20 protein-coding genes and 1 tRNA gene are annotated in these 24724 nt (G+C 68.7%); 7 read left to right on the top strand and 14 right to left on the bottom strand.

Annotated features, from left to right (window positions below; all coding sequences use genetic code 11):
- The first annotated feature begins 8 nt into the window (after positions 1-8).
- A complete protein-coding gene (locus BM228_RS35815) occupies positions 9-143 on the top strand; it encodes a hypothetical protein (RefSeq protein WP_280142324.1) in 135 nt (44 codons plus the stop codon).
- Between the two features lie 187 nt (positions 144-330).
- Here BM228_RS35815 and hemC read toward each other — a convergent pair whose 3' ends face one another.
- The gene (gene hemC / locus BM228_RS09135) at positions 331-1254 is read right to left on the bottom strand and encodes a hydroxymethylbilane synthase (protein ID WP_092039201.1); all 924 of its coding nucleotides are present in this window, start codon (positions 1252-1254) and stop codon (positions 331-333) included.
- A gap of 184 nt (positions 1255-1438) precedes the next feature.
- Here hemC and BM228_RS09130 point away from each other — a divergent pair, with 184 nt between their 5' ends.
- Both BM228_RS09130 and BM228_RS09125 read left to right on the top strand, forming a co-directional pair.
- A complete protein-coding gene (locus tag BM228_RS09130) occupies positions 1439-2353 on the top strand; it encodes a metallophosphoesterase (protein WP_092039199.1) in 915 nt (304 codons plus the stop codon).
- Positions 2354-2399: 46 nt separating this feature from the next.
- Positions 2400-2861, top strand: coding sequence for an ABC transporter ATPase (locus tag BM228_RS09125; RefSeq protein WP_092039481.1), 462 nt, complete (start codon positions 2400-2402; stop codon positions 2859-2861).
- Positions 2862-2948: 87 nt separating this feature from the next.
- Here the strand turns inward: BM228_RS09125 and BM228_RS09120 are convergent, their stop codons facing one another.
- Complete coding sequence (locus BM228_RS09120) at positions 2949-4481, bottom strand: acyl-CoA carboxylase subunit beta (protein WP_092039197.1); 1533 nt, start codon at positions 4479-4481, stop codon at positions 2949-2951.
- 159 nt (positions 4482-4640) lie between these two features.
- Positions 4641-4715, bottom strand: a tRNA-Val gene (locus tag BM228_RS09115).
- A gap of 160 nt (positions 4716-4875) precedes the next feature.
- Between BM228_RS09115 and BM228_RS09110 the strand changes: the two genes are divergently transcribed.
- Positions 4876-5217 carry an Rdx family protein gene (locus tag BM228_RS09110; RefSeq protein WP_244537073.1) on the top strand — a complete coding sequence of 114 codons (342 nt, stop codon included), beginning with the start codon at positions 4876-4878 and terminating at the stop codon, positions 5215-5217.
- 82 nt (positions 5218-5299) lie between these two features.
- The gene (locus BM228_RS09105) at positions 5300-7489 is read left to right on the top strand and encodes a sensor histidine kinase (protein ID WP_425284927.1); all 2190 of its coding nucleotides are present in this window, start codon (positions 5300-5302) and stop codon (positions 7487-7489) included.
- A gap of 101 nt (positions 7490-7590) precedes the next feature.
- Here the strand turns inward: BM228_RS09105 and BM228_RS33715 are convergent, their stop codons facing one another.
- Complete coding sequence (locus BM228_RS33715) at positions 7591-7833, bottom strand: hypothetical protein (protein WP_139234068.1); 243 nt, start codon at positions 7831-7833, stop codon at positions 7591-7593.
- 1048 nt (positions 7834-8881) lie between these two features.
- Between BM228_RS33715 and BM228_RS09100 the strand changes: the two genes are divergently transcribed.
- Positions 8882-9172: a hypothetical protein gene (locus BM228_RS09100; protein ID WP_139234067.1), complete on the top strand. Its 291-nt coding sequence runs from the start codon at positions 8882-8884 to the stop codon at positions 9170-9172.
- Positions 9173-9362: 190 nt separating this feature from the next.
- Here the strand turns inward: BM228_RS09100 and BM228_RS09095 are convergent, their stop codons facing one another.
- The 8 genes from BM228_RS09095 to BM228_RS09060 form a co-directional block, all read right to left on the bottom strand.
- On the bottom strand, positions 9363-10505 hold the full coding sequence (locus tag BM228_RS09095) for an ABC transporter permease (RefSeq protein WP_092039477.1): 1143 nt from the start codon (positions 10503-10505) through the stop codon (positions 9363-9365).
- 11 nt (positions 10506-10516) lie between these two features.
- On the bottom strand, positions 10517-11533 hold the full coding sequence (locus BM228_RS09090; protein ID WP_092039192.1) for an ABC transporter permease: 1017 nt from the start codon (positions 11531-11533) through the stop codon (positions 10517-10519).
- On the bottom strand, positions 11530-13446 hold the full coding sequence (locus BM228_RS09085; RefSeq protein WP_092039191.1) for an ABC transporter substrate-binding protein: 1917 nt from the start codon (positions 13444-13446) through the stop codon (positions 11530-11532). Before BM228_RS09085 ends, BM228_RS09090 begins: the two co-directional genes overlap by 4 nt.
- Positions 13447-13646: 200 nt before the next feature.
- Complete coding sequence (locus BM228_RS09080) at positions 13647-14522, bottom strand: hypothetical protein (protein WP_092039189.1); 876 nt, start codon at positions 14520-14522, stop codon at positions 13647-13649.
- On the bottom strand, positions 14522-16366 hold the full coding sequence (locus tag BM228_RS09075; protein WP_092039187.1) for an ABC transporter ATP-binding protein: 1845 nt from the start codon (positions 16364-16366) through the stop codon (positions 14522-14524). The genes BM228_RS09080 and BM228_RS09075 overlap by 1 nt, the downstream gene beginning before the upstream one ends.
- Positions 16363-18609, bottom strand: a complete 2247-nt coding sequence (locus BM228_RS35300) for a glycosyltransferase (protein WP_244537072.1) — start codon at positions 18607-18609, stop codon at positions 16363-16365. The genes BM228_RS09075 and BM228_RS35300 overlap by 4 nt, the downstream gene beginning before the upstream one ends.
- Positions 18597-19877, bottom strand: a complete 1281-nt coding sequence (locus tag BM228_RS09065; protein WP_092039185.1) for a glycosyltransferase — start codon at positions 19875-19877, stop codon at positions 18597-18599. Before BM228_RS09065 ends, BM228_RS35300 begins: the two co-directional genes overlap by 13 nt.
- Positions 19874-21112 (bottom strand): glycosyltransferase family protein, encoded by a 1239-nt coding sequence (locus tag BM228_RS09060; RefSeq protein WP_092039183.1) that lies wholly within the window; start codon positions 21110-21112, stop codon positions 19874-19876. Before BM228_RS09060 ends, BM228_RS09065 begins: the two co-directional genes overlap by 4 nt.
- Positions 21113-21256: 144 nt before the next feature.
- On the opposite strand from BM228_RS09060, the gene BM228_RS09055 reads away from it, so the two are divergent.
- Positions 21257-22522 (top strand): glycosyltransferase family 87 protein, encoded by a 1266-nt coding sequence (locus BM228_RS09055; protein ID WP_092039181.1) that lies wholly within the window; start codon positions 21257-21259, stop codon positions 22520-22522.
- A 22-nt stretch (positions 22523-22544) separates the two neighbouring features.
- Here the strand turns inward: BM228_RS09055 and BM228_RS09050 are convergent, their stop codons facing one another.
- Positions 22545-23027, bottom strand: a complete 483-nt coding sequence (locus BM228_RS09050) for a transposase (protein WP_167367702.1) — start codon at positions 23025-23027, stop codon at positions 22545-22547.
- Positions 23028-23670: 643 nt separating this feature from the next.
- Complete coding sequence (locus BM228_RS09040; RefSeq protein WP_092037876.1) at positions 23671-24663, bottom strand: IS481 family transposase; 993 nt, start codon at positions 24661-24663, stop codon at positions 23671-23673.
- Between the last annotated feature and the right edge of the window lie 61 nt (positions 24664-24724).

The raw sequence follows: 24724 nt of genomic DNA, 5'->3' as shown, positions 1-24724 counted from the left end.
GCCGGCCCGTGAGCGACAGCCTGTTCGCCGCCTTCGATATCGGGCTGGTCTTCGCCCTGGCCTTCGGACTCGGCCTCTGGCAGCTCATCGCCGTCCGCCGCAGCATCCGCCGGGATCGCGCTCGGGGTGACGAGCGGGATTGAGCGTGGCGATGGATCGGTCGATCCCACTCTCCCCCTCATCCTGAGGTGCCGAAGCGTAGCGTAGGCCTCGAAGGAGCCCTCCAGGGATCGCGGCGCCTTCTGGAGGGCTCCTTCGAGGCCCGCTGACGCGGGCACCTCAGGATGAGGGGGGAGATTTGGAGTGCCGTTGGTGCGTTGAAGATGCTGCCTATTGTAGGTGGCGCGTATAGGTCTCCCCGGCCGCCTCCTTCAGCTCGGCGCCGGCCTCGCGGCCGATCCGCTCGGCTTCCGCCGCCGGGCCCTGGCGGGAGACGGCCCAGTGGCGGCTGCCGTCGGGCAGGAACAGAAGGCCGTCGAGCTTGAGCTGGTCGCCGTTGATCTGCGCCAGGGCCGCGATCGGCGTCCGGCAGGAGCCGTCGAGCTCGGCGAGCAGCGCCCGTTCGGCCGCGATCGCTGTGGTGGTGCGGGCGCAGGCGATCGGGGCCAGCAGGTCACGGACTGCGCCATCATCGGCCCGGCATTCGATCCCGAGCGCGCCCTGGGCCACCGCGGGCAGCATCTCGTCCACCGACAGGATGCTGCGGGCCATGTCCTGCAGGCCGAGGCGCTGGAGGCCGGCGAGCGCCAGCAGGGTCGCGTCGCATTCGCCCGATTCGAGCTTGCGCATCCGGGTGTTGGCGTTGCCGCGCAGGGGCACGACCTTGAGGTCCGGCCGGTGCATCAGAACCTGCGCGCCCCGCCGCAGCGACGAGGTGCCGACCCGAGCGCCCTCCGGCAGGCCCGCCAGCCCGTCCGCGTGCGGCGACAGGAAGGCGTCGCGCGGGTCGTCGCGCTCCAGGATGCAGGCAATGACCAGGCCCTCCGGCAGCCAGGTCTCCACATCCTTCATGGAATGGACCGCGACGTCGACCTCGTCCGAGAACAAAGCCTGCTCGAGTTCCTTGGTGAACAGGCCCTTGCCGCCGATCTCCGACAGCGGGCGATCCAGGATCTTGTCGGCCACCGTGGTGACCACCACCAACTCGGTCTCAAGCCCCGGATTGGCCGCCACGATCTTGTCGCGCACCATCCCGGTCTGGGCGAGCGCCATCGGGCTGCCGCGGGTGCCGATGCGCAGGGAACGGTTCAACATTGGGGTCCGGACGTTTCTTGCGGCGTTATTCGCCCGTTATAGCCTGCCCGTAGCCGCAGGCCATCGCCGGATGCGGGATTCAGACTCGCTGAAGCGTCTTCGTGTCAAGCTGGGCACCGCCCCGGTTTCGCCGGACTGCGCGCTTAGCGGCTCGCAGGTCAATTCGAGAGCCCTTGGACACCCCATGCTGATCGTGCCGAGCCGACGGCAGTTCCTCACCGGCCTCGGGGCCGGCGCCGGGCTCGTGGCGGCCACGGGGGTCTACGCCGTCGATGTCGAGCCGCTGCACCGGCTGGTGGTAACCAACTACGCGCCAATCCTGCCGCGCTGGGACCCGGCCCTCAGGCTCCGTGTGGCGGTGCTCGCGGATTTCCACATCTGCGAGCCGTACATGCCGTTCGACCGGGTGGCCGAGATCATCGACGCCACCAACGCGTTGAAGCCCGATCTCGTGCTGATGCTCGGCGATTACCCCGCCGGCAAGATCGCCTGGCGCAAGCTCCCCCTCGAACAATTCGCCCGGATGGTCGAGGGCCTGAAGGCGCCGCTCGGCACCCACGCGATCCTGGGTAACCATGATTGGTGGGACGACCACGCCGTTCAGCGCTCCCGCCGCGGATCGCCCGCGGTGAAGCACCTGCTGGAGGCCCGCGGCATCCCGGTGATGGAGAACGAGGCCGTGCGGCTGGTGAAGGACGGGCGGCCCTTCTGGCTCGCCGGCCTTGCCGACCAGCAGCCCTATTTCAACAGCTTCAATATCGGCCTCGACGATCTGCCCGCCACCCTCGGCACGATCACCGACGACGCCCCGGTGCTCCTGATGGCCCACGAGCCCGACATCTTCGCCGACGTACCGGATCGGGTCTCCCTGACCCTCGCCGGCCATACCCATGGCGGGCAGGTCCGGCTGTTCGGGCATTCGCCCGCGATCCGGCGGGTCCGCGGCCACGATTACGCCTACGGCCACGTCATCCAGGACGATCGCCACCTAATCGTGTCGGGCGGCTTCGGCATGAGCCGGATCCCGGTGCGCTTCGGCGTGCCGCCGGAGATCGTTCTTTTGGAGCTTGGCGACGCGGCCGAGCCGCCCCGCGCCTGAACGCCGCGCCGCTCGTTTTCGTGGTCGCTCGCGCTACCTCGGCGGGATGCGCGCATTCCTTCCCATCGTCGCTCTGGCGGCTCTCGCGGCAAGTCACGGCTCCGCCCGGGCGCAATCCTGCGATACGCTGATCGACAAGGTCGTCGCGGAGACCGCCGCCAAGGCCACCGAGCGGCGCAGCGATTACGCGAGTTTCACCGCCGGCCCCGACATGACCCTGTCGCTCGCTTGCGGTTCGCCGGATCTGTCCTCGGTGGGCGCCCAATATCGCGGCGCGAGCCCGCCGGAGGTGTATTACGAGACGTTCGGCCGGGCCGGCCATGCGGTGACCGGAATCGATGCCGCGACCATCACGGAGGCCGCGCACCGCGCCCAGGCCGCCGCCATGCGCCTGCGGCACAGCAACGTCGATCTCGGCGGCGCCCGGATCACCTGCTCTGCGATGGTCTCGCCCGACAAGGGACCGCTGACTTTGTGCGCGGTGATCGAGCACAGCGACCGGAGCTGAGGCGCGACAGTTTTTCCACATCGGCTTGTTCAGCCGCGGCGGGTCCAGAAATGGGCGAACCCGTTAAGGTCCGCCCGCATCTCCGCCTCAGAGCGGGATGTTGTCGTGCTTCTTCCAGGGCTGCTCCATCTCCTTGGTGCGGAGCATGCCGAGCGCCCGGGCGATCCGCCGGCGGGTCGAATGCGGCATGATCACCTCGTCGATGTAGCCACGCTCGGCCGCCACGAAGGGCGACAGGAACCGGTCCTCGTACTCGCCCGTGCGCGCCGCGATCTTGTCCGGGTCGCCGAGTTCGCTGCGGAAGATGATCTCCACCGCGCCCTTGGCGCCCATCACGGCGATCTGGGCGGTGGGCCAAGCGTAGTTGAGGTCGGCGCCGACATGTTTCGAGGCCATCACGTCGTAGGCGCCGCCGAAGGCCTTGCGGGTGATGATCGTGACAAGCGGCACGGTCGCCTGCGAATAGGCGAAGAGCAGCTTGGCGCCGTGCTTGATCAGGCCGCCATATTCCTGCGCGGTGCCCGGCAGGAAGCCCGGCACGTCGACGAAGGTGACGATCGGGATCGCGAAGGCGTCGCAGAAGCGCACGAACCGCGCCGCCTTCCGGGAGGCATCGGAATCGAGGACGCCGGCCAGCACCATCGGCTGGTTGGCGACGAACCCGACGGTGCGGCCCTCGATGCGGCCGAACCCGGTCATGATGTTGCGCGCGTAGGCCGCCTGAATTTCAAAAAAGTCGCCCTCGTCGACGACCCGGCGGATCAGCTCGCCCATGTCGTAGGGCTTGTTCGGGTTGTCGGGGATCAGGGTGTCCAGCGACATGTCGAGCCGGTCGACATCGTCGAAGCTCTCGATTTCTGGCACGCCCTCGATGTTGTTGGCCGGCAGGAAATCGAGCAGGCGGCGGATCTGGAGGATCGCCTCCACGTCGTTCTCGAACGAGCCGTCGGCGATGGAGGATTTCGTGGTGTGGACCTTGGCACCGCCGAGTTCTTCCGCGGTCACAACCTCGTTGGTGACGGTCTTTACCACGTCCGGGCCGGTCACGAACATGTAGCTCGTGTCGCGCACCATGAAGATGAAGTCGGTCATGGCCGGTGAGTAGACGTCGCCGCCGGCGCAGGGGCCCATGATCACCGAGATCTGCGGGATGACGCCCGAGGCCATCACGTTCCGGCGGAACACCTCGCCGTAGCCGCCGAGCGCCGCGACACCCTCCTGGATGCGCGCGCCGCCGGCATCGAAGATGCCGATGATCGGGGCGCGCATCTTCAGCGCCATGTCCTGCACCTTCACGATCTTCTGAGCGTGTGCCTCCGAGAGGGAGCCGCCGAACACCGTGAAATCCTTCGAGAACAGGAAGACGGTGCGGCCGTTGATCGTGCCCCAGCCGGTCACGACGCCGTCGCCGGGGATCTTCTGCTTCTCCATGCCGAAATCGGTGGAGCGGTGCTGCACGAACATGTCGAATTCCTCGAACGACCCGTGGTCGAGGAGGAGTTCGATCCGTTCGCGCGCGGTGAGCTTGCCGCGCTTGTGCTGGGCCTCGACGCGCGTCTCGCCGCCGCCCAGGCGCGCCTGGGCGCGCCGTTCCGCGAGCTTGTCGAGGATATCCTTCATGGCTGTTCCCGCCCTTACCCTGCTCGTGCCGCCCTGCCCGGTTGATGCCGGGTCGAAGCTTGTGCGTTCACCGATGAAGCGGCCTTAGCACGGGCGTTTCGGGTGGCAAACCGACGCAAATGTCTCGCGCGTCGGACCTTCGGGGGGGAGGGAGGAGAATGGTGGACGGTGCAGGGATCGAACCTGCGACCTTTCCCGTGTGAAGGGAACGCACTACCGCTGTGCTAACCGTCCGTGCCGCCGAGGGTCGAAACCCGTGGACGGAACCAACGCGGTCGGCGGCGCCTGGATCAGGCGGCGACCGGATGCCGGGCCTTCTAGGGCGCGCCGACCCGAAACGTCAAGCGCCGTGCGCGAGGTTGACAAGACCAGTGCCGCAATGCGCTGTGGCCCGATGCACGAGAAGCAAGCGGGCGACAGGCCCGACAGCGACGTGACGGGGGAGAGCGGAGCGCGGCCGACGGGTCCGCGCGTCGCCATCACCTACTGCACCCAGTGCAACTGGCTGCTGCGCTCAGCCTGGATGGCGCAGGAGCTGCTCTCGACCTTCCGCGACGACCTCGGCGAGGTCGCCCTCGTGCCCGCCACGGGCGGCGCGTTCCGCATCGAGATCGCGGGCGTGCTGCTGTGGGAGCGGGTCCGCGATGGCGGGTTTCCGGATGTGAAGGCCCTCAAGCAGCGGGTGCGCGACCACCTCGACCCGGAGCGCGATCTCGGCCATATCGACCGGTCATGAAGCGAGGGAACGGCGAGGAGCCCGCGGGGCACCGCGTGCCGGGGACGGGCGCCGCTTGAGCCCGGAGCAGGAGGCCGAGGGCGTGAACCTCCCGGCGGTCCTTCCCGCGCGCCGGTCGTGGCTGTCGCGCCGGCTGTACCGGTTCGGCCGCAACGGCTTCTCGACACAGGTCTATCTGATCGCCCTGGTGATCGCGCTGATCGGCCCGGGGCTGCTGTTCACCAGCATCCTGCTGATGCGCTACGCGTCGGCCGAGCGCGCCCGCTTCGAACAAGATGCTCGCGAGAACGTGCGCGGCATCGGCCTGTCGCTGGACCGCGACACCGCCGGCCTCGTCTCGGTGTTGCAGACGCTGGCGACCTCGCCGCGGATCCGGCAGAGCGATTTCGAGGCGTTCGACGCGCAGGCGCGGCTGGTCCGCGAATCGATCGATCTCGACGTGCTGCTGCGGCGGACGAACGGCCAGGAGGTCGTGAATACCGGCGTGCCACGCGGTGCGCCGCTGCCGATGATGCCGCTGCCCTTCGACCCGGACCTGATCAAGGGCGCCCAGCGCGCCATGGTCAGCGGCTACATCCCGGGCCCGACCCCGGACGAGGCGACCTACGCGGTCGGCGTGCCCGTGATGGTCGACGGCGAGGTCGCCTACATCCTCAGCTTCACGGTGCCGCTGTCGCGGCTCCAGGGCATCCTGTCCCGCGAGGTGGTGCCGGGCTGGACCACCGGCATCTCTGACCGGAACGGCATCGTCCTCGCCCGCCTACCGGACCCGGATTCGGTGGTCGGCAAGCCGCGGCTCGCGAGCCTGCGCCAGGTGCAGACCGCGACGCCCGGGGTCTGGGAGGGGCAGGACCGCCAGCACAAGCCGGTGGTGGTCATCGAGGCGCGCTCGCGCCTGACCGGCTGGATGGTGGCCACCAGCATCCCGCAGGCTCTGGTGGATGCCCGGGTGCGCCGTTGGATCTGGGCGTTTGCCGGCTTCGGCCTGCTGGTGCTCGCCACCTCCTCGGTCTTCGCGGTCAACCTCTGGTCCCGCGTCTCGCGCCCGCTCCGTCTGCTCGCCGCCTCCGGCCCGGCGCTCTCGCGGGGCGAGGCGATCCCCCGGGTGCCGTCGCCGGTGCACGAGATCCAGCGGCTCGGGGCGGTGCTGTCGGACGCGTCCCTGCGGCTGCGGACCCGCGAGGCGGAGCGCGACCGGGCGCTCGCCGACACCCGCCGCGGCCTCACGGCGCTCAGCGAGAGCGAGGCCCGCTTCCGCCATATGGCCGATTCCGCGCCCGCGCTGATCTGGATGACCGACGAGAGCGGCGGGGTCAGCTTCGCCAACCTCCATTTCGAACACATGTTCGGGATCCCGGCGGCGGAGCTCACCAACGAGGGCTGGGAGCGGATCGTCCACCCGGACGACCTGGAGAATTTTCGCGCTGCCTTCACCGAGGCCTTCGAGGCGCGCGCGCCGTTCCGCACCGAAGTCCGGGTGATCGACCGGAGCCAGGCCGTGCGCTGGCTGCGCTGCGAGGGCGTGCCGCGCCTCGACGACGACCAGAACTTCCTCGGCTATACCGGCTGCAACATCGACATCACCGACGCGAAATTCGCGGAAGAGCACCTGCTGCTGCTGATCCACGAGCTGAACCACCGGGTGAAGAACACCCTGGCGACGGTCCAGTCGATCGCCGGCCAGTCCCTGCGCGGCCTCGAAGGCCCTGAGGCCGACGCCGCCCGGGCGGCGTTCGAGGCGCGGCTCCTGGCGCTCGCCCGGGTCCACGACGTGCTCACCCGCGAGAGCTGGGAGGGCGCAGAGCTGTCGGCCGTGGTCGCGGACGCGATCCGCCCGCTCGAATCCGGCGACGGGGTCGCCTCGCGCTTCTCCGTGATCGGCCCGGCCCTGCGCCTGCCGCCCCGCCTCGCTCTGTCGATCGCCATGGCGCTGCACGAACTTGGCACCAACGCGGTGAAGTACGGCGCGCTCTCGGCCGAGGGTGGCGCCGTCGAGATCTCCTGGACCGTGCGGCGCGAGGCGGAGATCCGCCTGTACCTGCGCTGGGCCGAGCGCGGCGGCCCGCCGGTGAAGAAGCCCACCCGCACGGGCTTCGGCTCCCGCCTGATCGAGCGCAGCCTCGCCCGCGAGCTCGCCGGCGAGGTGACGCTCTCCTACGAGGAGACCGGCGTGATCTGCACGATCGACGCCCCGGTCCCGCCCCCGGGCCTGCTGGAGCGCAAGAGCGCCGTGGCCCCCGCGCGGATCGCGCCGCTGCCGCTGGCGGGGTAGGGACAGGGATTGTTTGCCAGCCGCACATACGTGTTGCGGCTGGACCTCTCGATTCTGTTGTGCTGCTACTCAGAGACAGCCCCGAATACCCGTGCCGTGGCTCAGCGCCGATCGAAGCGCCGGGCGCTCTGCGCGTCCCGTTGAGCATTGACGTACGCGTTTTCTTCGCGCCGAGCGCGGTCTTTGTCCCGTTGCGCCTGCTCGCGGGCGAGCTCGAGCTGCTGCCGTTGGCTGGACTCGATGTCTTTCAAAATATTGAGTTCGCGTTGCCTCTCGAAATCGTTAGCCAGAACGGGAACGACTGTTGAACCGAAAACGAGAGCACCGCAGATAAAAGCACGCATGTTTACCCTCCTCATCAAAACAAGCTGCATCGCGTTGTCAGCATAGCGACGACGCCATAAGACCTCTGACTTTGTTTTGGTGTGGCAACCGCTTTTATCTCGTCAGATCACTTGTATTTTTGGACACGCGTTATGAACATGTTCTGAGCAGTCTGGTTTTGCTCGCGTTCAGATCCAGTAAGGAAGGTTATTGTATTTCATGATCGGCATTGCGTTAATTATAAGACGATGCACTATTTAACATCCAGATTAAGTAAAAACCTTTTGATATTCACACGATCTTAAAATATAGCAAAAATATATCAGATCTTACTGCCGGTTATAAGACAGCATGGCAACAAATACTAAAGATTTGCGAACTATAATTCGTATTGCTGTGAAAGACATTCGACATCTGGGACACCTCGCTTTCGCTCCGTGATCAGTTTCCGCAGTTCACGGGTCAGAAGGTCGACAGTATGCGCTACAGTTCTGCGACCGATTTAGACCGTGCAGGTTATAGCTAGCTTGAAAAAAGTAATGCCAAGCTTGAACCGCTGCGATGCTCGCTGATCAAGGGCGAGGCCGACTGCGTTCTCCCAGACTTCGATGCGACGGCGTCCTCGCTTGGATCGGCCAGCCCACCAGACGGTAGTCCGCGTGCATGAATAAGGCGTCGAACCCTGCCTTCGCCGTTATATAGGCGATCTTGTTTATATTTCCGTCCTTTTCGATATCAGCCTAAGTCTTAATGTCGATTTGTGGTGGAGGTATATTGTCAGTTAAGTAATAAATAAGCAACATTATCTAAAAGGGCATTGCCGTAAAATACCGTCATCGCCAATGACGAATCACGGCTTTGATTAAGAGAGTGGGCGAATCAAAATCAAGCTCATATATTCTAAGGCGAACAACGTTCACCGAGGGGCATCGATGCTATCTGACTTTCTTATTCTGGCCGCGATCTTTTCAAGTTCGCTCGGCTCGGAAGCGCCCAATCGCACCTTTGATCCTCAACGTCTTACCGTGGTGCAGGCTGATCCCGTGGAACATCATAGCGAAGGCGTGGGTGGGGCCGGTCAGCCAGGCCAGCCCGGTCAACCCGGACAGCCGGGCCACTTCGGGAAAGGCGGTGCGGGAGGCGCTGGCGGAGCCGGGGGTGGACCCGGTCAGCCGGGCCAGCCCGGTCAACCCGGTCAACCCGGACAGCCCGGCCGCTTCGGAAAAGGCGGTGCCGGGGGCGCAGGCGGTGCCGGGGGCGCAGGCGGTGCCGGGGGCGCAGGCGGTGCCGCAGGTGCAGGCGGTGCCGGAGGTGCGGGGGGTGCCGGTGGCAGCGCTCATCGCTAGCGCGATGCGTTGATCGAAGAACGACTCATCTCTTATCGTCCGCTATTGATGACCGATGAGAGATTACAGTTGTTCGGAGATCAAAGAGCGGACAGAGCCTTTTCGAGGCTCCGCTCTCGTGACCGCCGGGAGAGCTGCAGACCTTTCGAACGCCAGTCTGGGTTGCGCAGGCATCTCGATGCCGGTCTGCGGCCCGAACACCGTCAATGATACGGATCCGCCGCGTCCCTTAACCCGTCGCCCATGAAGTTGAAGGCCAGGACCGTCACCAGCACCGGCAGCACCGGCAGCAGCAACCAGGGATAGAGCTGCACCGCCGCCAGATTCTGCGCCTCGTTGAGCAGCACGCCCCAGCTCGTCACCGGCGGGCGCAGGCCGAGCCCGAGGAAGGAGAGGGCGGTCTCGCCCAGGATCATGGTCGGGATCGACAGGGTCGCCGAGGCGATCAGGTGGCTCATGAAGTTCGGGATCAGGTGGCGGCCGATGACGCGCGCCGGCGAGGCGCCCATCAGCTCGGCGGCCTGGACGAAATCCTCCTCCCGCAGGGCCAGGAGCTTGCCGCGCACCGCCCGGGCGAGGCCCGGCCAGTCGAGTAGACCGAGAATCACGGTGATGCCGAAGAAGATCAGCAGAGGGCTCCAGTTCGGCGGCAGGGCGGCCGACAAAGCGAGCCAGAGCGGCAGCTCGGGCAGGGAGCGCACCACCTCGATCAGGCGCTGGACGCCGGCATCGACGATCCCGCCGAAATAGCCCGCGATCCCGCCGAACAGCATGCCGAGCGCGAAGGAGATCGCCACGCCCACGAGCCCGATAGTCAGGGAAATCCGCGCGCCATAGATCATGCGCGAGAACAGGTCGCGTCCGAGCCGGTCGGTGCCGAGCAGGAACAGGGTGCCGTCGTCGGGCGGGCAGACGAGGTGCAGGTCGGTGGGGATCAGCCCGAGCCAGACATAGCCGTCGCCCCGGCACAGGAAGCGGAGCGGCTGCGGCCGGGCGGTATCGACGACGTAGTCGCGCCGGAACGTCTCGAGGTCGAGCTGCGCCCGGTAGGGATACACGAACGGGCCGATGAAGCGCCCGTCGTGGAACAGGTGCACGCCCTGGGGTGGTGCGTGGAGAAAATCGCCGTTGCGCCTTGCCTGGCCGTAGGGTGCCAGCACCTCCACGAAAGGCACCGTGGCGTAGAGCGCCAGCAGGATCAGCGCCGAGGCCACGGCGATCCGGTGGCGCAGGAATTTTTTGACGATCAGCCGCCAGGCGGAGGCGCTGCCAGAGGCCTTCTCGTCCAGCGCCTGCGGCTCGAACGGCGTCGGATCGACGAAGTGGCTCCGGGCCGTCTCTGGCATCATCGGTTCCGTCACCGCTCGCCCATGCGGATGCGCGGATCGAGCCAGACCAGGATCAGGTCGGAGATCAGCATGCCGATCAGCGTGAGGCCGGCCACGAACATCAGGATGAACCCGGCCATGAACTGGTCCTGGCTGCGCAGGGCGTCAAGCAATAGCGGTCCCACGGTCGGCAGGCTCAGCACCAGCGAGACCAGCACCGAGCCCGAGACGAGGTGCGGCAGCAGGTTGCCGATATCGGCCACGAACGGGTTGAGCGACATCCGGAACGGGTATTTCAGGAGCGCCCGCATCGGCGGCAGGCCCTTGGCCCGGGCGGTGACCGTGTAGGGCTTGGCCAGCTCGTCGAGGAGGTTCGCGCGCATTCGCCGGATCATGGCGGCGGTACCGCCGAGCCCGATCACCAGGGTCGGGACCACGAGATGCGCCAGCAGCGAGCGGATCTTGGGCCAGGTCCAGGGCTGGTTGGTCAGTGCCGAATCGTAGAGGCCGCCGATCGACAGGTCGAACCAGCGGTTGGCGTAGAACAGCAGGATCAGTGCCAGCAGAAAGCCGGGCACGGCAAGCCCGACATAGCCCAGCAGGGTCACCACGGCGTCGCCGAATGTATGCCGGTGGGTCGCCGAATAGATCGCCGCCGGAATCGCCACGACGTGGACGAAGACCACTGCGGTCAGGTTGATCAGCAGCGTCAGCCAGAGGGCGTCGCCGACGACATCGGCCACCGGCTTGTCGTACTCGAACGACCAGCCCCAATCGCCCTGGAGCAGGCCGGAGAACCCGACCGGTCCGGGCATCAGCCCGACCCACATCAGGTATTGCTGCCAGACCGGCCGGTCGAGGCCGTATTGGCGGATCAGCAATTCGGCCTTGGCCACGGAGCCGGCCTCGCCGCTGGCGCGCAGCTCCATGATCCGGTTGGTCAGGTAATCGCCCGGCGGTAGCTTGATGATGAAGAACACCAGGGCCGAGATGACGAGCAGCGTCAGCGCCATGGTGACGACACGGCGGAGGATCGCGACGATCACCTTGCCTCCGCGCGCGTGTCGGCGGCCTTGTCCCAGAACACTTCGTCGAGGCGCTGGACGCCGATCAGGGCCGTGGGATCCCAGGAATACAGGGCGCGCTTGGGCAGGTTGGCGAGGCGATCGGCGCCGACCACGGGCTGGAGCGCCCCGGCCACCGTGCCGATCACCCAGGTATTCTGCGCATGGTTCATCAGCATCTCGCGCCAGATCGCGGCCTGCCGCTCGGCGTCGTCCGTGTGGCGCCATTGCCGGTCGAGGTCGAGGAGATGCTGCACCTCCGGGATGTCGCAGGCCTCGCCGGACTTGCCGCGGCTCTCGACGTTGGCGCTCCAGAGCGGCCAGGCGTAGTGCTCGGGCTGGGCCGGGCTCAGCTCGGTGGGCGGCATGATCGCGGTGGGCACCGCGAGATCGAGCCCTTGTGCGGCGACCATCACAGTCATGCCGCCGATCGAGCGGCGATGCAGGTTGGTGCGCTCCTGTGGCTTGGTCACCAGGCGGATGCCGACCTCGCGCCAGAACTCGGTGATGAGGAGCAGCGCGTCGAGCACCATCTCGGCCTCGCCGTCGCTGTCGACCACCAGCTCCATCGCCCGGCCGTCCGGCATCAGGCGGATGCCGGAGCCGTCGCGGCGGGTCAGCCCGATGGAATCGAGGAGGCGGGAGGCCTCGGCCGGGTCGTAGCCGGCATTCAGCGTGCGCAGCTCGGGCGAATAGAGCGGGCTGTCGGACACGATCGTGTCGTTGCCCTCTGTGCCGAGGCCGAACAGCAGGGTGTTGTTGAGCGTGCGCCGGTCGATGGCGAGCGACAGGGCATGGCGGTAGCGCACGTCCCGATTGAGCGCCCGCCAGCCCGCATCCTGGGTGGTGAGGTTCGGATAGAGGGCGATCTCGGAGCCCCTTGCCACCGGCCACAGGTTGGTGCGGTAGCGATGCGCCTTCTCGCCCTCCTTCAGGCTCGGAATATCGGGCATCGACAGGCCGCGGAACATCAGGTCGGCCTCGCCGGCATTGGTCTTTGCGACGAGCAGCCCCTGCGACGCGACATCCATCACGATCGAATCGACGTAGGGCAGCTGCGTGCCGGCGGTGTCGACCCGGTGATAGCTGCGGTTGCGCTCGAACCGGAACCGCGTCGCCGGCGAGCGGGTCTTCGGCACCCAGCCCTGAAGAGTCGGGCAGTCCGGGTTGTTCAACTCGTAATTGTCGTCGAGCCGGTTGTGCAGGGCCGCCCAGCCGCGCAGCTTCAGCGCCTTGGCCTTCGCGTCCGCCGCGTCCTTGCCGAGATAGCGGGCATGGACGGTCTTCAGATAATGCGCGGGCCGGTAGATCAGCGGGTCGCGCGGCGCGGCCAGCGCCGGCAGGAACATCGGGTTCGGCCGCTCCCAGATGTAGCGGATCGTCACCGGGTCGAGGAACTCGACCTGGGGCGGCTTGCCGTCCACGAGGAAGAAGGCCGGCGGCCCCTCGGGGCTCAGGGCCTTCTCGTTGGCGACGTCCTCCCAGTAATACCGAAAGTCCTCGCTGGTGAACGGGTGTCCGTCGGACCAGCGGTGGCCTTGGCGCAGCGTGAAGGTGAAGCGCCCGCCCTCGACATCCACGCGTTCGAGCAGGTCCGGCCGCAGTTGCAGGTCGGCATCGTAGCCGACGAGGCGAGTATAACCGTAGACCGAAAGGTAGCGGACATCCCGGGCCTTGGCGATCAGCGTCCGGATCGTCCCGCCGGCGGTCCCGGTGCGGCGCCCCCGGGCGGCGAGGTCGATCACGAAGGGTTTTTGGGGTGGGGCAGGCGCGTCGGCTGGCGTGTCGGCCAGCGCGTTGCGCGGGCGGACGAGCAGGGCAGCGGCGCCGAGGCCGGCGATCAGGGCGCGGCGGGAGACGCCGCTTCGGCCCCCATCCTCTCCCTGGTCGAACAACGGCTCGTGTGTGTCGCGACGGACCCCCTCTCCCGTGCGGGAGAGGGTTGGGGTGAGGGACCAGGACTTTCCGGAGAGGTCGCGCCCCTCACCCTGTCCCTCTCCCGCACGGGAGAGGGGACCCGCGCCTCGTTCGGACGCGTGGGCGTCCAAGTGTTCGCCGAGCGAAGCAGGGTGGCTGTCGCGGGTCTCGAAATCGCTCACGACCCGCCCCCCGCAGGATGCAGCGCCACGTAGGTCAGCCGCGCCGGCGAATAGCCCGTGGCCCTGTGGAGATCATCGAAAGCGTGGGCGCGCGCGATCAGACCGCCCGCCTGGCGCACCAGCGCGTCGTCGGCCGGCTGTTCGAAGTGGCGGCCGTTGCGGGTCCAGCGGATCGGCTCGGGGCTGTGCTCCGGGCCGGTGATCATCGCGATGGTCGGATGAGCCGGGCCGCCATGGGCGTGGATCCGGTGGCCGGCGGCGTCGTCGTCGAACAGCAGGCGGGTGAGGCCGCGGGCATGGGCCTCCACCACTCGGCGCCCTTGCGCGACGTGATCGTCGAAGAACGCCACCGTTCGGGCCGGGTCGAGGCCGGACCAGTCGGCCTCGGACCAGTCGGCGGTGCTGTAGCGCGCCTGCGGGTCGCGGTATTGCAGGCCGGACAGGTCCGGATCGTGGCAGAAGATTTTGGCCGAGGGCCGCGCCATGCGGATCACCCAGGTGGTGAGCCCGCGGAACACACCGGATTCGATCACGAAATCGGGCTTGAGCGCCCGCATCAGGACGTAGAGCTGCAGCGCGCCGTTGAAGCCGCTGCCGCCTCGTCGCTGCCGGACCGGCGCGGTGGGGATCAGCGCCCAGAACTGCCGGACGCTGTCGAGAAGATCTCCGTCCGGCGTGAGGCCGGAGGCCGCAAAATCCCGATCCAGGATCGCGGCGGCGGATTCGAGCAGGGTGGCGACCTCCCGCGGCGAGGTCGGGCGGTGGCTCCAGTCGGGGGCGGCCGGCACGAGGTCGTAGCCGAGGCGATCGAACAGGGGCGACAGCACCTTGCGGCGCAGGCGTTCCAGCATCACGGGCGGGCGCGGCTGCATCAGGCGGCCTCCGCGTCCTGCGCGGTCGAGAACCGGACCCGGTGGCCCGGCTCGATCGCCCGCATGGCGCCGGCCTCGTCGGGGCCGAGCCGGTAGGGCGCCTCCCAGCGGGAGGGGTCGTTCTGGTCGCCGGTGATGGCAGCGAAATCGAGCGGGTGATCGAGGCTCGGGTCCGGCACGGCGGCGAGCAGGGCGCGTGTGTAGGGATGGACCGGGCGGCGGAACAGGGCGGCGCGGGGCGCCTCCTCGACGATCCGGCCCCGGCACATCACGCTGATCGTATCCGCCATGTAGTCGATCACTGCCAAGTTGTGGGAGACGATCAGGTAGGACAGGCCGAGGGCCGCTTGCAAATCCTTGAGCAGGTTCAGGATCTGCGCCTGCACTGAAACGTCGAGGGCCGAGACCGGCTCGTCCAACACCAGAAGCCGCGGGCGCGGCGCCAGGGCTCGGGCGATGCCGATCCGCTGGCGCTGGCCGCCCGAGAAGGCGTGCGGGTAGCGGCCGAGCCCGCTCGCCTCCAGCCCGACCATGGCCATCAGCTCCCGACAGCGCGCCTTGCGCTCAGCCGCCGGCGCGCCGTGGATTTCCATGGGCTCGGACAGGATCTGGCGCACGGTCATGCGCGGATCGAGCGAGGCGTAGGGGTCCTGGAACACGAACTGGACCGTGCGCCGGTAGGCGAACAGGGCGTCGCCCGTCAGCCCGTGCACATCCCGCGGGCCCGTGCCGTCATCGAACAGAATTTTTCCGGAGTCGGGATCGAGCGCCCGCATGACCATTTTGGAAACCGTGGTCTTGCCGGAGCCGGATTCGCCGACGAGTCCCAGGGTCTCCCCGGCCGCAAGGCTCAGCGACACGTCGGAGACGGCGTGGACCATCCGGGACTTCTGCCAGAAACGGCCGGCCCTCAGGGTGTAGCTCTTGCTGACATTCTCGACCCGCAACAGCGGCCCCGCCGGCATCGCTGGCGGCTGATGGGCCGGCGGGATCTCGGCGCGGGCCGGGCGGATCGGGGTCAGGCGCTCGCCGGGCGCCATGTCGAACCGCGGCACCGCGTGGAGCAGCGCCTTCAGGTAGGCGTGGCCGGGGGCGCGCATCACCGTCTCGCGGGGGCCGGCCTCGACCAGACGGCCGCGATAGAGCACGGCGACGTCATGGGCGATGTTGGCGACCACCCCGAGATCGTGGGTGATCAGCAGGATTGCCATGCCGGTCTCGTCCTGCAAGCGCGCCAGCAGGGCGAGGATCTGCGCCTGGGTGGTGACGTCGAGCGCCGTGGTCGGCTCGTCTGCGACCAGCAGGGCGGGCTTGAGGATCAGCGCCATGGCGATCATGGCGCGCTGGCGCAGGCCGCCGGAGAGCTCGAACGGGTAGGTCTTCAGGGCGCGCTTCGGGTCCGGGAAGCCGACCCGGGCCAGGGCCTCCTGGGTGCGGGCATCGGATTCCTTGCGGTCGGCGCCGGTATGGATGCGCAACGCTTCGCCGATCTGGTCGCCCACCGTGTGGAGCGGCGACAGGCACGTCATCGGCTCCTGAAAGATCATCGCGATCCGTTGGCCGCGGATCGCTCGCATGGCCGAGCCCTCGGTGTCGAGCCGGGCGATGTCGGTCGCCTCCGGCCCGTCGCGGAACAGGATCTGTCCACGCGTGATCGCGGCCGATTTCGGCAGGATGCCCATGATCGCCTGGGCGGTCACCGACTTGCCCGAGCCGGATTCGCCGACCAGGGCCAGGGTGCGCCCGCGCATCACGTCGAGGGACAGCCCGTGCAGCGCCTCGAACGGCCCCGTCTCCGTGCGGAACGCGACCGCGAGGTCGCGGATGGACAGAAGCGGGCTCAACCTTTCCTCGCAGCGACCGAACGCTGAAGAGTAGATCCGGCCGCGCCGGTTTCCACTGCGGCGCCGATGAATAGGCTTCGCGGATCGAGACATGTCACGGCCGGATGTCCGCAGCATGTCTCCAGCAAGTCCGCGACGAAAGCCCAGAGCGCGGCATCATGGGCGAGATGGTGGGTCAGCAGGCCGATGGGCTGCGAGGCATCGCGGGCGATGCCGGCGGCGAGATTCTGGAGCAGCGCGTCGGGATCGCGCAGCGAGCGGGTGTCGCGCCAGTCGATCGGATCCAGCGTCGCGTCCAGCTGGACAAGGCCGGGGATTGCCGGCCCGGGCACGGCCGACAGCCCGCGATAGCCCAAGCCGGGCAGGGCGGCGGCGAGCGCCGGCGCGAACCGGTTCCAGGGCGGCACGAAGACCGGCAGCAGCCCCGCCTCCGGCAGCCGCTCCCGGGCGATCCGCAACCCGGCGGCGGCTTCCGATTCCAGCACGTCGAGGGGGCGATGGGCGCCGAACTCGGCGGGTTTTTCGCCCGGCGGCGCGTGATTGTGGTGGGCCAGGCCGTGCACCGCGACGCTGAGCCTCTTTGCCGATGCCAGCCGGTCTCCGAGAGACGGTTCGATCCGGGCCGGGATGGCCGCCAGCAGGAGCGGGACGGCATGGGCCTCGGCCAGATCGATTAGCCGATCTAGCGCCGGAGTCGCTGCCACAGCATCATCATCCCGCCACCAGAACGGCACGCGCAGGCCGCGAGCGGCCGCTTCGTCCAGGGTTTTTCGCAGGGCGGTGAAGCCGAGACGCGCGCTCTCCCTCCCCCCTCTGCGGGGGAGGGTACCCTGCGCAGCAGGGGGGGAGAGGGGAGCGCCGTGTCCGGACAGGTCATGCTCAGAGCCGAAACCCGCACCGTCGCGCTGCACCTCTCCCGACCCCCTCCGGGGGGCCCCCTCCCCCGCAGAGGGGGGAGGGAGGGGCGCCTGTGGGCGGTCGGCGCTTTGATCCGCACTGGCGGCAAGGCTCACGAGCTGACTCGTACCGGCCGCGCCATACCCCCTCTCCCGTGCGGGAGAGGGGACCAGCGCCGTATCCGGCACCGTCCGACCCGCCGGGACGACCTGAGCGCCGCGACCAACCAAAAAAAGATCCTCGACGATTCCGACCGTCCGCACCGCCCCGCCGAGATCGATCCCGTGCGGCTCGGGCGGCTTGGCACCGAGCTGGACCTTCACTGCTTGCAGGAGTGATGCCGCATTCAGGTCCGCCTCCGGCAGAACCCGGGCGAGGCCGCGTCCGGCCAGGCATTCCGCGCGCAGGCGCTGCTCGGTCTCGCCGCCGGCCTCGAAGGGCACCAGCACCGCGGGTGTCGCCGTCGCCAGGAGGTCGATGGCGGTGTTGTAGCCGCATTGGCTGACCGACAGGGCTGCCCCGGCGAGCAGGGCCCGGTAATCGGGACGGGCACGCTCGATCGTGCCGTCCGGCAGCCCGTGGCCGAGTGCGGAGAGATCCGCCTCCGGCACGCCGTGCCCCGCCAGGATCCGCCAGCCGAGCGTTGGCTGGAGGCGGGCCGCCTCCACCGCGGCCCGGAGCAGGCCGAGCCCCGCCGGCCCGGACCCGGCCGCGACCAGCACGCCCTTTCCCGCTGCTCCCGGCAGACACGCGGTGCCGTCGTCGACATAGCCGGTGTATCGGATTTTTTCGGCAGTCCCGGCATCGAGGGGCCAGGAGGCGTCGAGGGGCACCAGGGCCGGATCGCCGTGGACCAGCACGGCATCGTAGAGACGCGCCACCCGGTCATGCGCCTGCGCGATCCGCTCCGGCTTGGACGACGCGACCAGGATGTCGCGCACCGACGCGAGCACAAGCGGGCGCGGTCGGTGCGCATGTGCGGCCTCGACCAGGGCCAGGAACTCGGCGGCCAGCGCCCGGCGGCCGAAGGGGAATAGCTCGGTGATCACCGCGTCCGGGGCGAACTCCGCCAGGGTGTCCAGGAGCAGGGCGCGGCGCCGCGCGAACAGGGCCGCATCGGCCGGGCTTCCGTCCGGCCCGAGGGGCCGCGAGAAGTCCGTTCCAGCGACGTGGAGCGGCGGCAGCTGCACGAGGCGCAGGCCCTCGGGCCGCACCATCGGGGCCGGCCTACCGCCCGAGACCAGCAGCGCCTCGTGGCCCGCCGCCGCGAAGGCCCGCGCCAGAGCGGCGGCGCGGGTGAGATGGCCGGCGCCGAGCAGATGCGTGACCGCGATTAGGACGCGCACGCGGCCAGCTCCGGTTCCAGGCTTTTGGCGGATGGGGCGAGACCCGCGGAGAGACGCAGGGCATCCGCGATCAGGTCGATCGCGGCTGCTTCCGAGAAATCGCGCACCAGCCGGACCCGGGCGGCCTCGCCGAGGCGCAGGCGCAGGGTCGGATCCGACGCGAGGCGGGCGAGGGCCGTCGCGAGGGCGACGGGTTCACCGGGGGGGACCAGGGTGCCGTGCTCGCCGTCGGTGATGAATTCCGGCGTCCCAGCGAAAGCGGTGGCGAGGATCGGCAGCGCCTGGCTCGCGGCTTCCATCAGCACGTTGGGCAGCCCGTCCCGGTCGCCGCCCGGGGCGGGCTTGGTCGGCAGCACGAACAGGTCTGCCGCGCGCATCGCCGCGACCACGGCGGGCTGTGCCAGGGCGCCCAGAAAGGTCACGCGTTCGGTGAGAGACCGCTCGCGGACCCGCGCCTCCAGGGCGCCGCGCAGCTCGCCGCCGCCGATCAGATCGAGGCGCCAGTGCAGATCCTCGGGCAGGGCCGCGAGGGCGTCGATCAGGTCGTCATGGCCCTTCTTGGCGACCAGGCGGCCGACGCAGAGGAGCCGCAGCGGGTCCGCCGGGTCGGTCCCGTCGCGCGGCGCGCGGAGCGGGGGCGGTGCGGGGAAGCGGGCGAGGTCGAGGCCGTGATAGGCGAGCCGCGTCCGGCCCGGCGCCAGGGCTTCGAGGCGGGCGAGCCCGTCCCGGGTGCAGGTCACCCCCCAGGCCGCGTCGCGCAGTTTTTCCGTGAGTTCCCAGGCCGGCGTCGTCCAGATGTCCTTGGCGTGGGCCGAAAAACTCCAGCGCCGGCCGGTGAGCAGCGCAGCGTAGCGGGCGACGCTCGCCGGCGTGTGCAGGAAATGCACGTGGATATGGGCCACCTCGGACGGCAGTTCTTTCGCGAGAACCAGCGCCTGACCGAACCGGCGCAAGCGCGAGGCCGAGGGATCGCGCCACAGGTCGCGGGCGAACAGGGCGAGCAGAGCCGGCAGGCGCGGCCGCGTCAGGGCGGCGCCGAGGCCGCGCAGGACCCGAAAGGGCGCATCGCGAAGATATTCGGGCAGGTAGGCGGCCGGCGCCTGGATCGCCGCGTGCATCGGATGGCGGGCGCGGTCGGTGGGCCGGCGTAGGGACCAGATTTCCAGGGGCAGGCCGCGCCGCTCCAGGGCCAGCAGCTCCTGGGCGATGAAAGTCTCCGAGAGGCGCGGATAGCCCTTCAGCACCACCGCGATGCGCGTCTCCGTCACGAGAAGGCCCGGGCGCGGGCGCCCATCGTCCCCGGGCCGGCGAGCGCCCGAACCCGGCGGGCGACCGCGTCGAGCCCGTCGAGCAGGCCCGGCACCAGCACCCGCGACGGCGCGCTCTGGTCCGGTAGGGCGCGGAGGGCGGCCGCCATGCGCTGCGGCGCGCGGCCGTCGGCCTCCAGCAGCACCCGGGCGAGGCCGAGCTGCTCGGCCGCCAGCGCCCGGATCGCCTGCTCCCGGCGCGGCTCCGTGCGCGGCACCAGGATCGCCCGCCGGTCGAAGGACAGGATCTCGCAAAAGGTGTTGTAGCCGCCCATGGCCACGACCCCGGCCGCCTTGCGCATCAAAAACTCGATCTGGCTGTCGAAGGTGATCGCCGCAATTCTTTTCCCGAGCCGGTCGATCCGCGCTGTGAAGCCGTCGCGGGTCGGGCCGTCGAGGAACGGGCCGAAGGCGATCAGGCAGGGCAGGGGGATGCCGGGATCGGTCTCGTAGGCGGCGATCACCCAGTCGATCAGCGCGGCGCCGTCGCCGCCGCCGCCGGGCGTCACCAGCACGAACGGCTCCCCGGCCATGGCCGGCTCCTCGCGGCCGGCGCGCATCTCCGGCACCTCCCGGCGCAAGTAGCCGGTATAGATCAGCCGCTCGGCGATCCGCGCCGCCATCTCGGGCTCCATCGGCAGGGCCGCGAGCGGCTCGTGGATGCGGCTGAGGCCGTAGACCCAGATCTCGTCGTAGAACCGCGCCATGATCTCGGCGGCGCCCTTGCGCTCCCATTCGGGCACGAGGCGGTCGGCATCGTCGAGCACGTCGCGCAGGCCGAGCACGAGGCGCGTCCCCCGGGCCGAGGCGGCCTCCAGCACCGGCATCAATTCGCCATGGAAGCCCGCGGGCTCCTTGTCGACCAGGATCAGATCGGGGGCGAAGCTGGCATCGGTCCGGGCGATGATCGCGCTGCGCTGCTCCACCGTGCGGGCCAAAGGCGTGGTGCCGTCGAGGCTGGCATAATTGCCGTCGGCGAACTTGGTCACGGACGGCAGCCGCACCGTGTAGACGCCGGACGCGAAGGCGTAGCGGTCGATCACCGGCGAGCCGGAGATGATCATCGCCCGCGCCCCGCGGTTCGATGCCACGATCGCGTTGGCGATGGCCCGCGAGCGCCGCAGATGGCCGAGCCCGAACGTGTCGTGGCTGTAGATCAGGACGCGCGGGGCGGGGGAGGCCTCGTCCACTCGCATCGTGATCACCGCCCCAGTTAGACGGCGCGAATGTCGCAGCCGCGCCCCTCTCGCACAAGCCGACCGGTTCGGCAAACCGCATGTTAACGGCGCCGGAACCGGTCGCGCCTAGGCTGAACCAATAGATCGCCGCCGAAAGCCGCCATGTCCGGGCCCATCACGATTGAAGCGCCGGGATCTCGGCCCGGAGCGCTCTGGGCGGATCTCAAGGACCTCGCCGGCAATGACGCTCGCCTCTTCGCCTTCGCCATGCGAGCCGCCTGGGTGCTGGTGCCGCTGACGCTCGCCATCGTCGTCGTGGTGTTCGGCACCGGGCCGGAGCCACGCCGGAACTGGTACGGCGACATGCTCGGCAACGATTTCAGCCAGATCTGGGTGGCTGGCCGGGCGGCGCTGGAAGGGCGCGGCGGCGAGCCCTACGACCTCCCGGTCCATCTGGAGAACCTGAAGGCCGCCTTCGGGCCGGACTGCCGCTTCGCCTGGCACTACCCACCGGTCTTCCTGATGCCGGCCGCCGCCTTCGCGACCCTGGAGCCGCAGCCGGCCTTTTTTGTCTGGACCGCCCTGTCGCTGGCGATCTTCGCCGGGGCCATGCTTTTCGCCGCCGGCCGGCGGGACGCGGCCTGGATCGCGCTTGCCCATCCACTGGTGTTCTGCAACCTCACCTACGGACAGAACGGCCTGTTCACCGCCGCGCTGATGACTTTCGGTGCGCTCCTGGTCGATCGCCGCCCCTGGCTCGCCGGCCTGTGCTTCGGCCTGCTCGCCTACAAGCCGCATTTCGCCGCCCTGGCGCCGCTGCTGCTGCTGATCACCGGCCGCACAATCGGCCTGGCCTCGTGCCTCGCGACCGCGCTCGTCCTGTGCCTCGCCTCGCTGGCCCTGTTCGGCACCGCCCCGTGGATCGGCTTCCTCGGCACCTTGGGCGAGACCAACCGGATCATTCTGCAGAAGGCCGCGGCCGGGCTCGAACTCAATGCCAGCGCCTTCGGGGCCGTGCGTCTGCTCGGCGGCCCAATCCTGGCCGCCTGGGCGCTGCAAGCGCTCGTCGCCGCCCTGGCGCTGGCCCTCGCCATCTGCGCCTGGACGCGGCCTGTGGAGTCCGATTTGCGCGCGGCAGCCCTGCTCACCGCCGCGCCGCTGCTCTCCCCCTACCTGCCGGTCTACGACCTCGTACCGCTGGTCCCGGCGACGCTGCTGCTGGTGCTCGCCGCCCACCGCACCGGCGGCCTGCGCCGCAACGAGCGCGCGCTCCTGCTCGCAACGCCCCTGTTCGCGCTCCTGCGCGAGGGCGCCGGCCTGACGGGCTTTCCCCTCGGGTTGATCCTCGCCCTGGCAACCTTGGCCTGCATCGCCGACCGGATCCGCCCATGGCGCTTGTCGGCCGAGCGCCGGTCCGCTCTGACCTGAGAGCCTGTTTGAGCCATTGCTCTCAAGCCAGATTGTTGAGTGCGCGGGCAGCCATAAGGCTGGCGAGGCGGGCGAGACGGCTCGTGGCGACATCCAGGCGGCCGGCGCGCTCGCGCAGCAGGCCGCCCCAGTGGCCGAGCCAGCCGAAGGTGCGCTCGACCACCCAGCGCCGCTCCAGCACGACGACGCCCGTCTGATCGGGTTCCTTCTCGACGACGCGGTGGCGCATGCCGGGGATATGGCACCACTCCCGGCAGCGCTCGGCCGTAATGGCGCCATCCAGAATGGCCAGAGACAGGCTGGGCCACTGCTCCTTGCCGTCATCGAGGGCCGCCAGCGTGTCGCGATCCTGCACGTTGGCCGGCTCGACGGCCCTCGCCAGGATGTGACCCTCGGCATCGACCAGGGCCACGCGTTTGCGCCCGACCAGCTTCTTGGCCCCGTCGGAGCCGCGCGGCCCGCGTACGCCGATGCACGGGACGCTTTGTGTGTCGATGATCGCCACCCGCGGCGTGGGACGCCGGCCGCAGCGCCGTCGCTGCCAACGGACCAGAGCCCGCATCCGGCTCTCGAACAGGCCCTTATCGATCCAGCGCCGGAACCAGCCGTAGACCGTGCGTCACGCTGGAACGCCGGCCGGCCGCGCCCGCCATCCTCCGCAGGTGCCAGGCGATCCCCGCCGACACCCGGCGCGCTGGGGTCGCATCCAGACGACCCGGCGGATCCGCTCGCTCCAGGAAGCAGGCCACCTCGTCCAAACCTGCCTGTGCCACCAAGTCCTTCAGGCGCGCCTCGTGACGCGTCCGGTGTCGGTCCGTCCACATCTGCTCTCCACTCCGCCCCGCCAGGCGCAATTTGTGTTGCGACACGAGACAGATGAGGACGGTCAGCAGAGGACCTCAAACAGGCTCTTGAAGTACCGACGTGGAGGCTGAGCCTCAGCCATGTCCGCTTCGGAGATGTCTGTGGTGCACCTCTAATGAATGGGAAGGGCGCAAGGCTGAATGTCCGGTTTTGCCCCCGTTGGCGATCCAGCTTGGCGTAGTCTGGCTGAAAGCAGTTGGTGCGCTTCCCGGCACAGGCGCAGATGAAGCGGACGCCGTTAGTGCGATCCTCGATGGCTGAGCGCGTGTCGCATCCGGGCGGCACTAGATGTTTGGTCCCGGCATTTGGTGGAGCGGGTTTGACCTGAAGCGGCTTGGCTCGGCGGACCATGCCTTGCAGATGGCCTCGTAGGGCGTGAGGCCACGCAGGGTCTTCAGACGGCGCGCGAAGTTGTAGGCGCTGACGAAGTCGGCCAAGTGAGCGCGGAGCTGTGCATGGCTGTCGTAGTGGTAGCGCTTGACCGTGGCGTCTTTAATCGTGCGGTTCATCCGCTCGACCTGACCGTTGGTCCAGGGGTGACGCGGCTTGGTCAGCCGATGGTCGATATCGTTGCGGGCGCAGGCGGACTCGAAGCTGTGGGCTCGGAAGGTCTCGCCGGCTGCGATCGCCTCCTTGATGATGGAGGCGGCCGAGGCGACGTTGCCGGGCGTGGTGAAGTGGGTGCCGTTGTCGGTGAGCACTGTGTGCACCTTGTAGGGCACGGCCTCGATCAAATGCCGAAGGAAATCACCGGCAACACGCCGGGTGGCTTTTTCATGCAGCTCCACGAAAGCGAACTTGGTCGTGCGATCGATGGCGACGAGTAGATAAAGCCGATCTTCGGCCGTGTGGACCTCAGCCAGATCAATGTGGAAGTAACCGAGTGGGTAGGCCTTGAAGCGCGACCGCTTAGGCTTGTCTCCATCGACCTCAGGCAGTCGACTGATGCTGTGGCGCTGTAGACAGCGATGAAGCGACGAGCGGGTCAGGTGCGGGATTGTCGCCTGGAGCGCGTAGAGGCAGTCATCGAGCGGCAGGAGCGTATGACGGCGAAAGGCGACCACGACCGCTTCGTCCTCAGGTGACAGCACCGTCGACCGCGGATTTTTGGGACCCGTGCGTTGGTCGGCGACCGAGGCCCGACTCCTCCACTTGGCGACCGTCTTCTGATTGATCCCGTAGCGCTTCGAGAGCGCCCTCAGGCTCGCTTGACTATGCTGGATCGCTCGACGGATTGCCTCAGTCGTCGTGGCGCTGCCGTGAAGAACCTGGCCCATAGTGCGTCCCTCCACTCCGACGTGAAGAGTGCACCATCAAACCCTGGGATCAAACATCTAG

Source organism: Methylobacterium pseudosasicola, assembly GCF_900114535.1.
Taxonomy (GTDB): Bacteria; Pseudomonadota; Alphaproteobacteria; order Rhizobiales; family Beijerinckiaceae; genus Methylobacterium; species Methylobacterium pseudosasicola.
This window is presented reverse-complemented; position numbering and strand designations above follow the sequence as displayed.

Bases quoted from the DNA above. Each gene is read 5' to 3' on its own strand.
- BM228_RS09055 (WP_092039181.1), top strand. From the start codon at position 21,257: ATGTCCGGGCCCATCACGATTGAAGCGCCGGGATCTCGGCCCGGAGCG.
- BM228_RS09110 (WP_244537073.1), top strand. From the start codon at position 4,876: ATGCACGAGAAGCAAGCGGGCGACAGGCCCGACAGCGACGTGACGGGG.
- BM228_RS09120 (WP_092039197.1), bottom strand. From the start codon at position 4,481: ATGAAGGATATCCTCGACAAGCTCGCGGAACGGCGCGCCCAGGCGCGC.
- BM228_RS09040 (WP_092037876.1), bottom strand. From the start codon at position 24,663: ATGGGCCAGGTTCTTCACGGCAGCGCCACGACGACTGAGGCAATCCGT.
- BM228_RS09060 (WP_092039183.1), bottom strand. From the start codon at position 21,112: ATGCGAGTGGACGAGGCCTCCCCCGCCCCGCGCGTCCTGATCTACAGC.
- BM228_RS33715 (WP_139234068.1), bottom strand. From the start codon at position 7,833: ATGCGTGCTTTTATCTGCGGTGCTCTCGTTTTCGGTTCAACAGTCGTT.
- hemC (WP_092039201.1), bottom strand. From the start codon at position 1,254: ATGTTGAACCGTTCCCTGCGCATCGGCACCCGCGGCAGCCCGATGGCG.
- BM228_RS09080 (WP_092039189.1), bottom strand. From the start codon at position 14,522: ATGCAGCCGCGCCCGCCCGTGATGCTGGAACGCCTGCGCCGCAAGGTG.
- BM228_RS09125 (WP_092039481.1), top strand. From the start codon at position 2,400: ATGCGCGCATTCCTTCCCATCGTCGCTCTGGCGGCTCTCGCGGCAAGT.
- BM228_RS09095 (WP_092039477.1), bottom strand. From the start codon at position 10,505: ATGCCAGAGACGGCCCGGAGCCACTTCGTCGATCCGACGCCGTTCGAG.
- BM228_RS09130 (WP_092039199.1), top strand. From the start codon at position 1,439: ATGCTGATCGTGCCGAGCCGACGGCAGTTCCTCACCGGCCTCGGGGCC.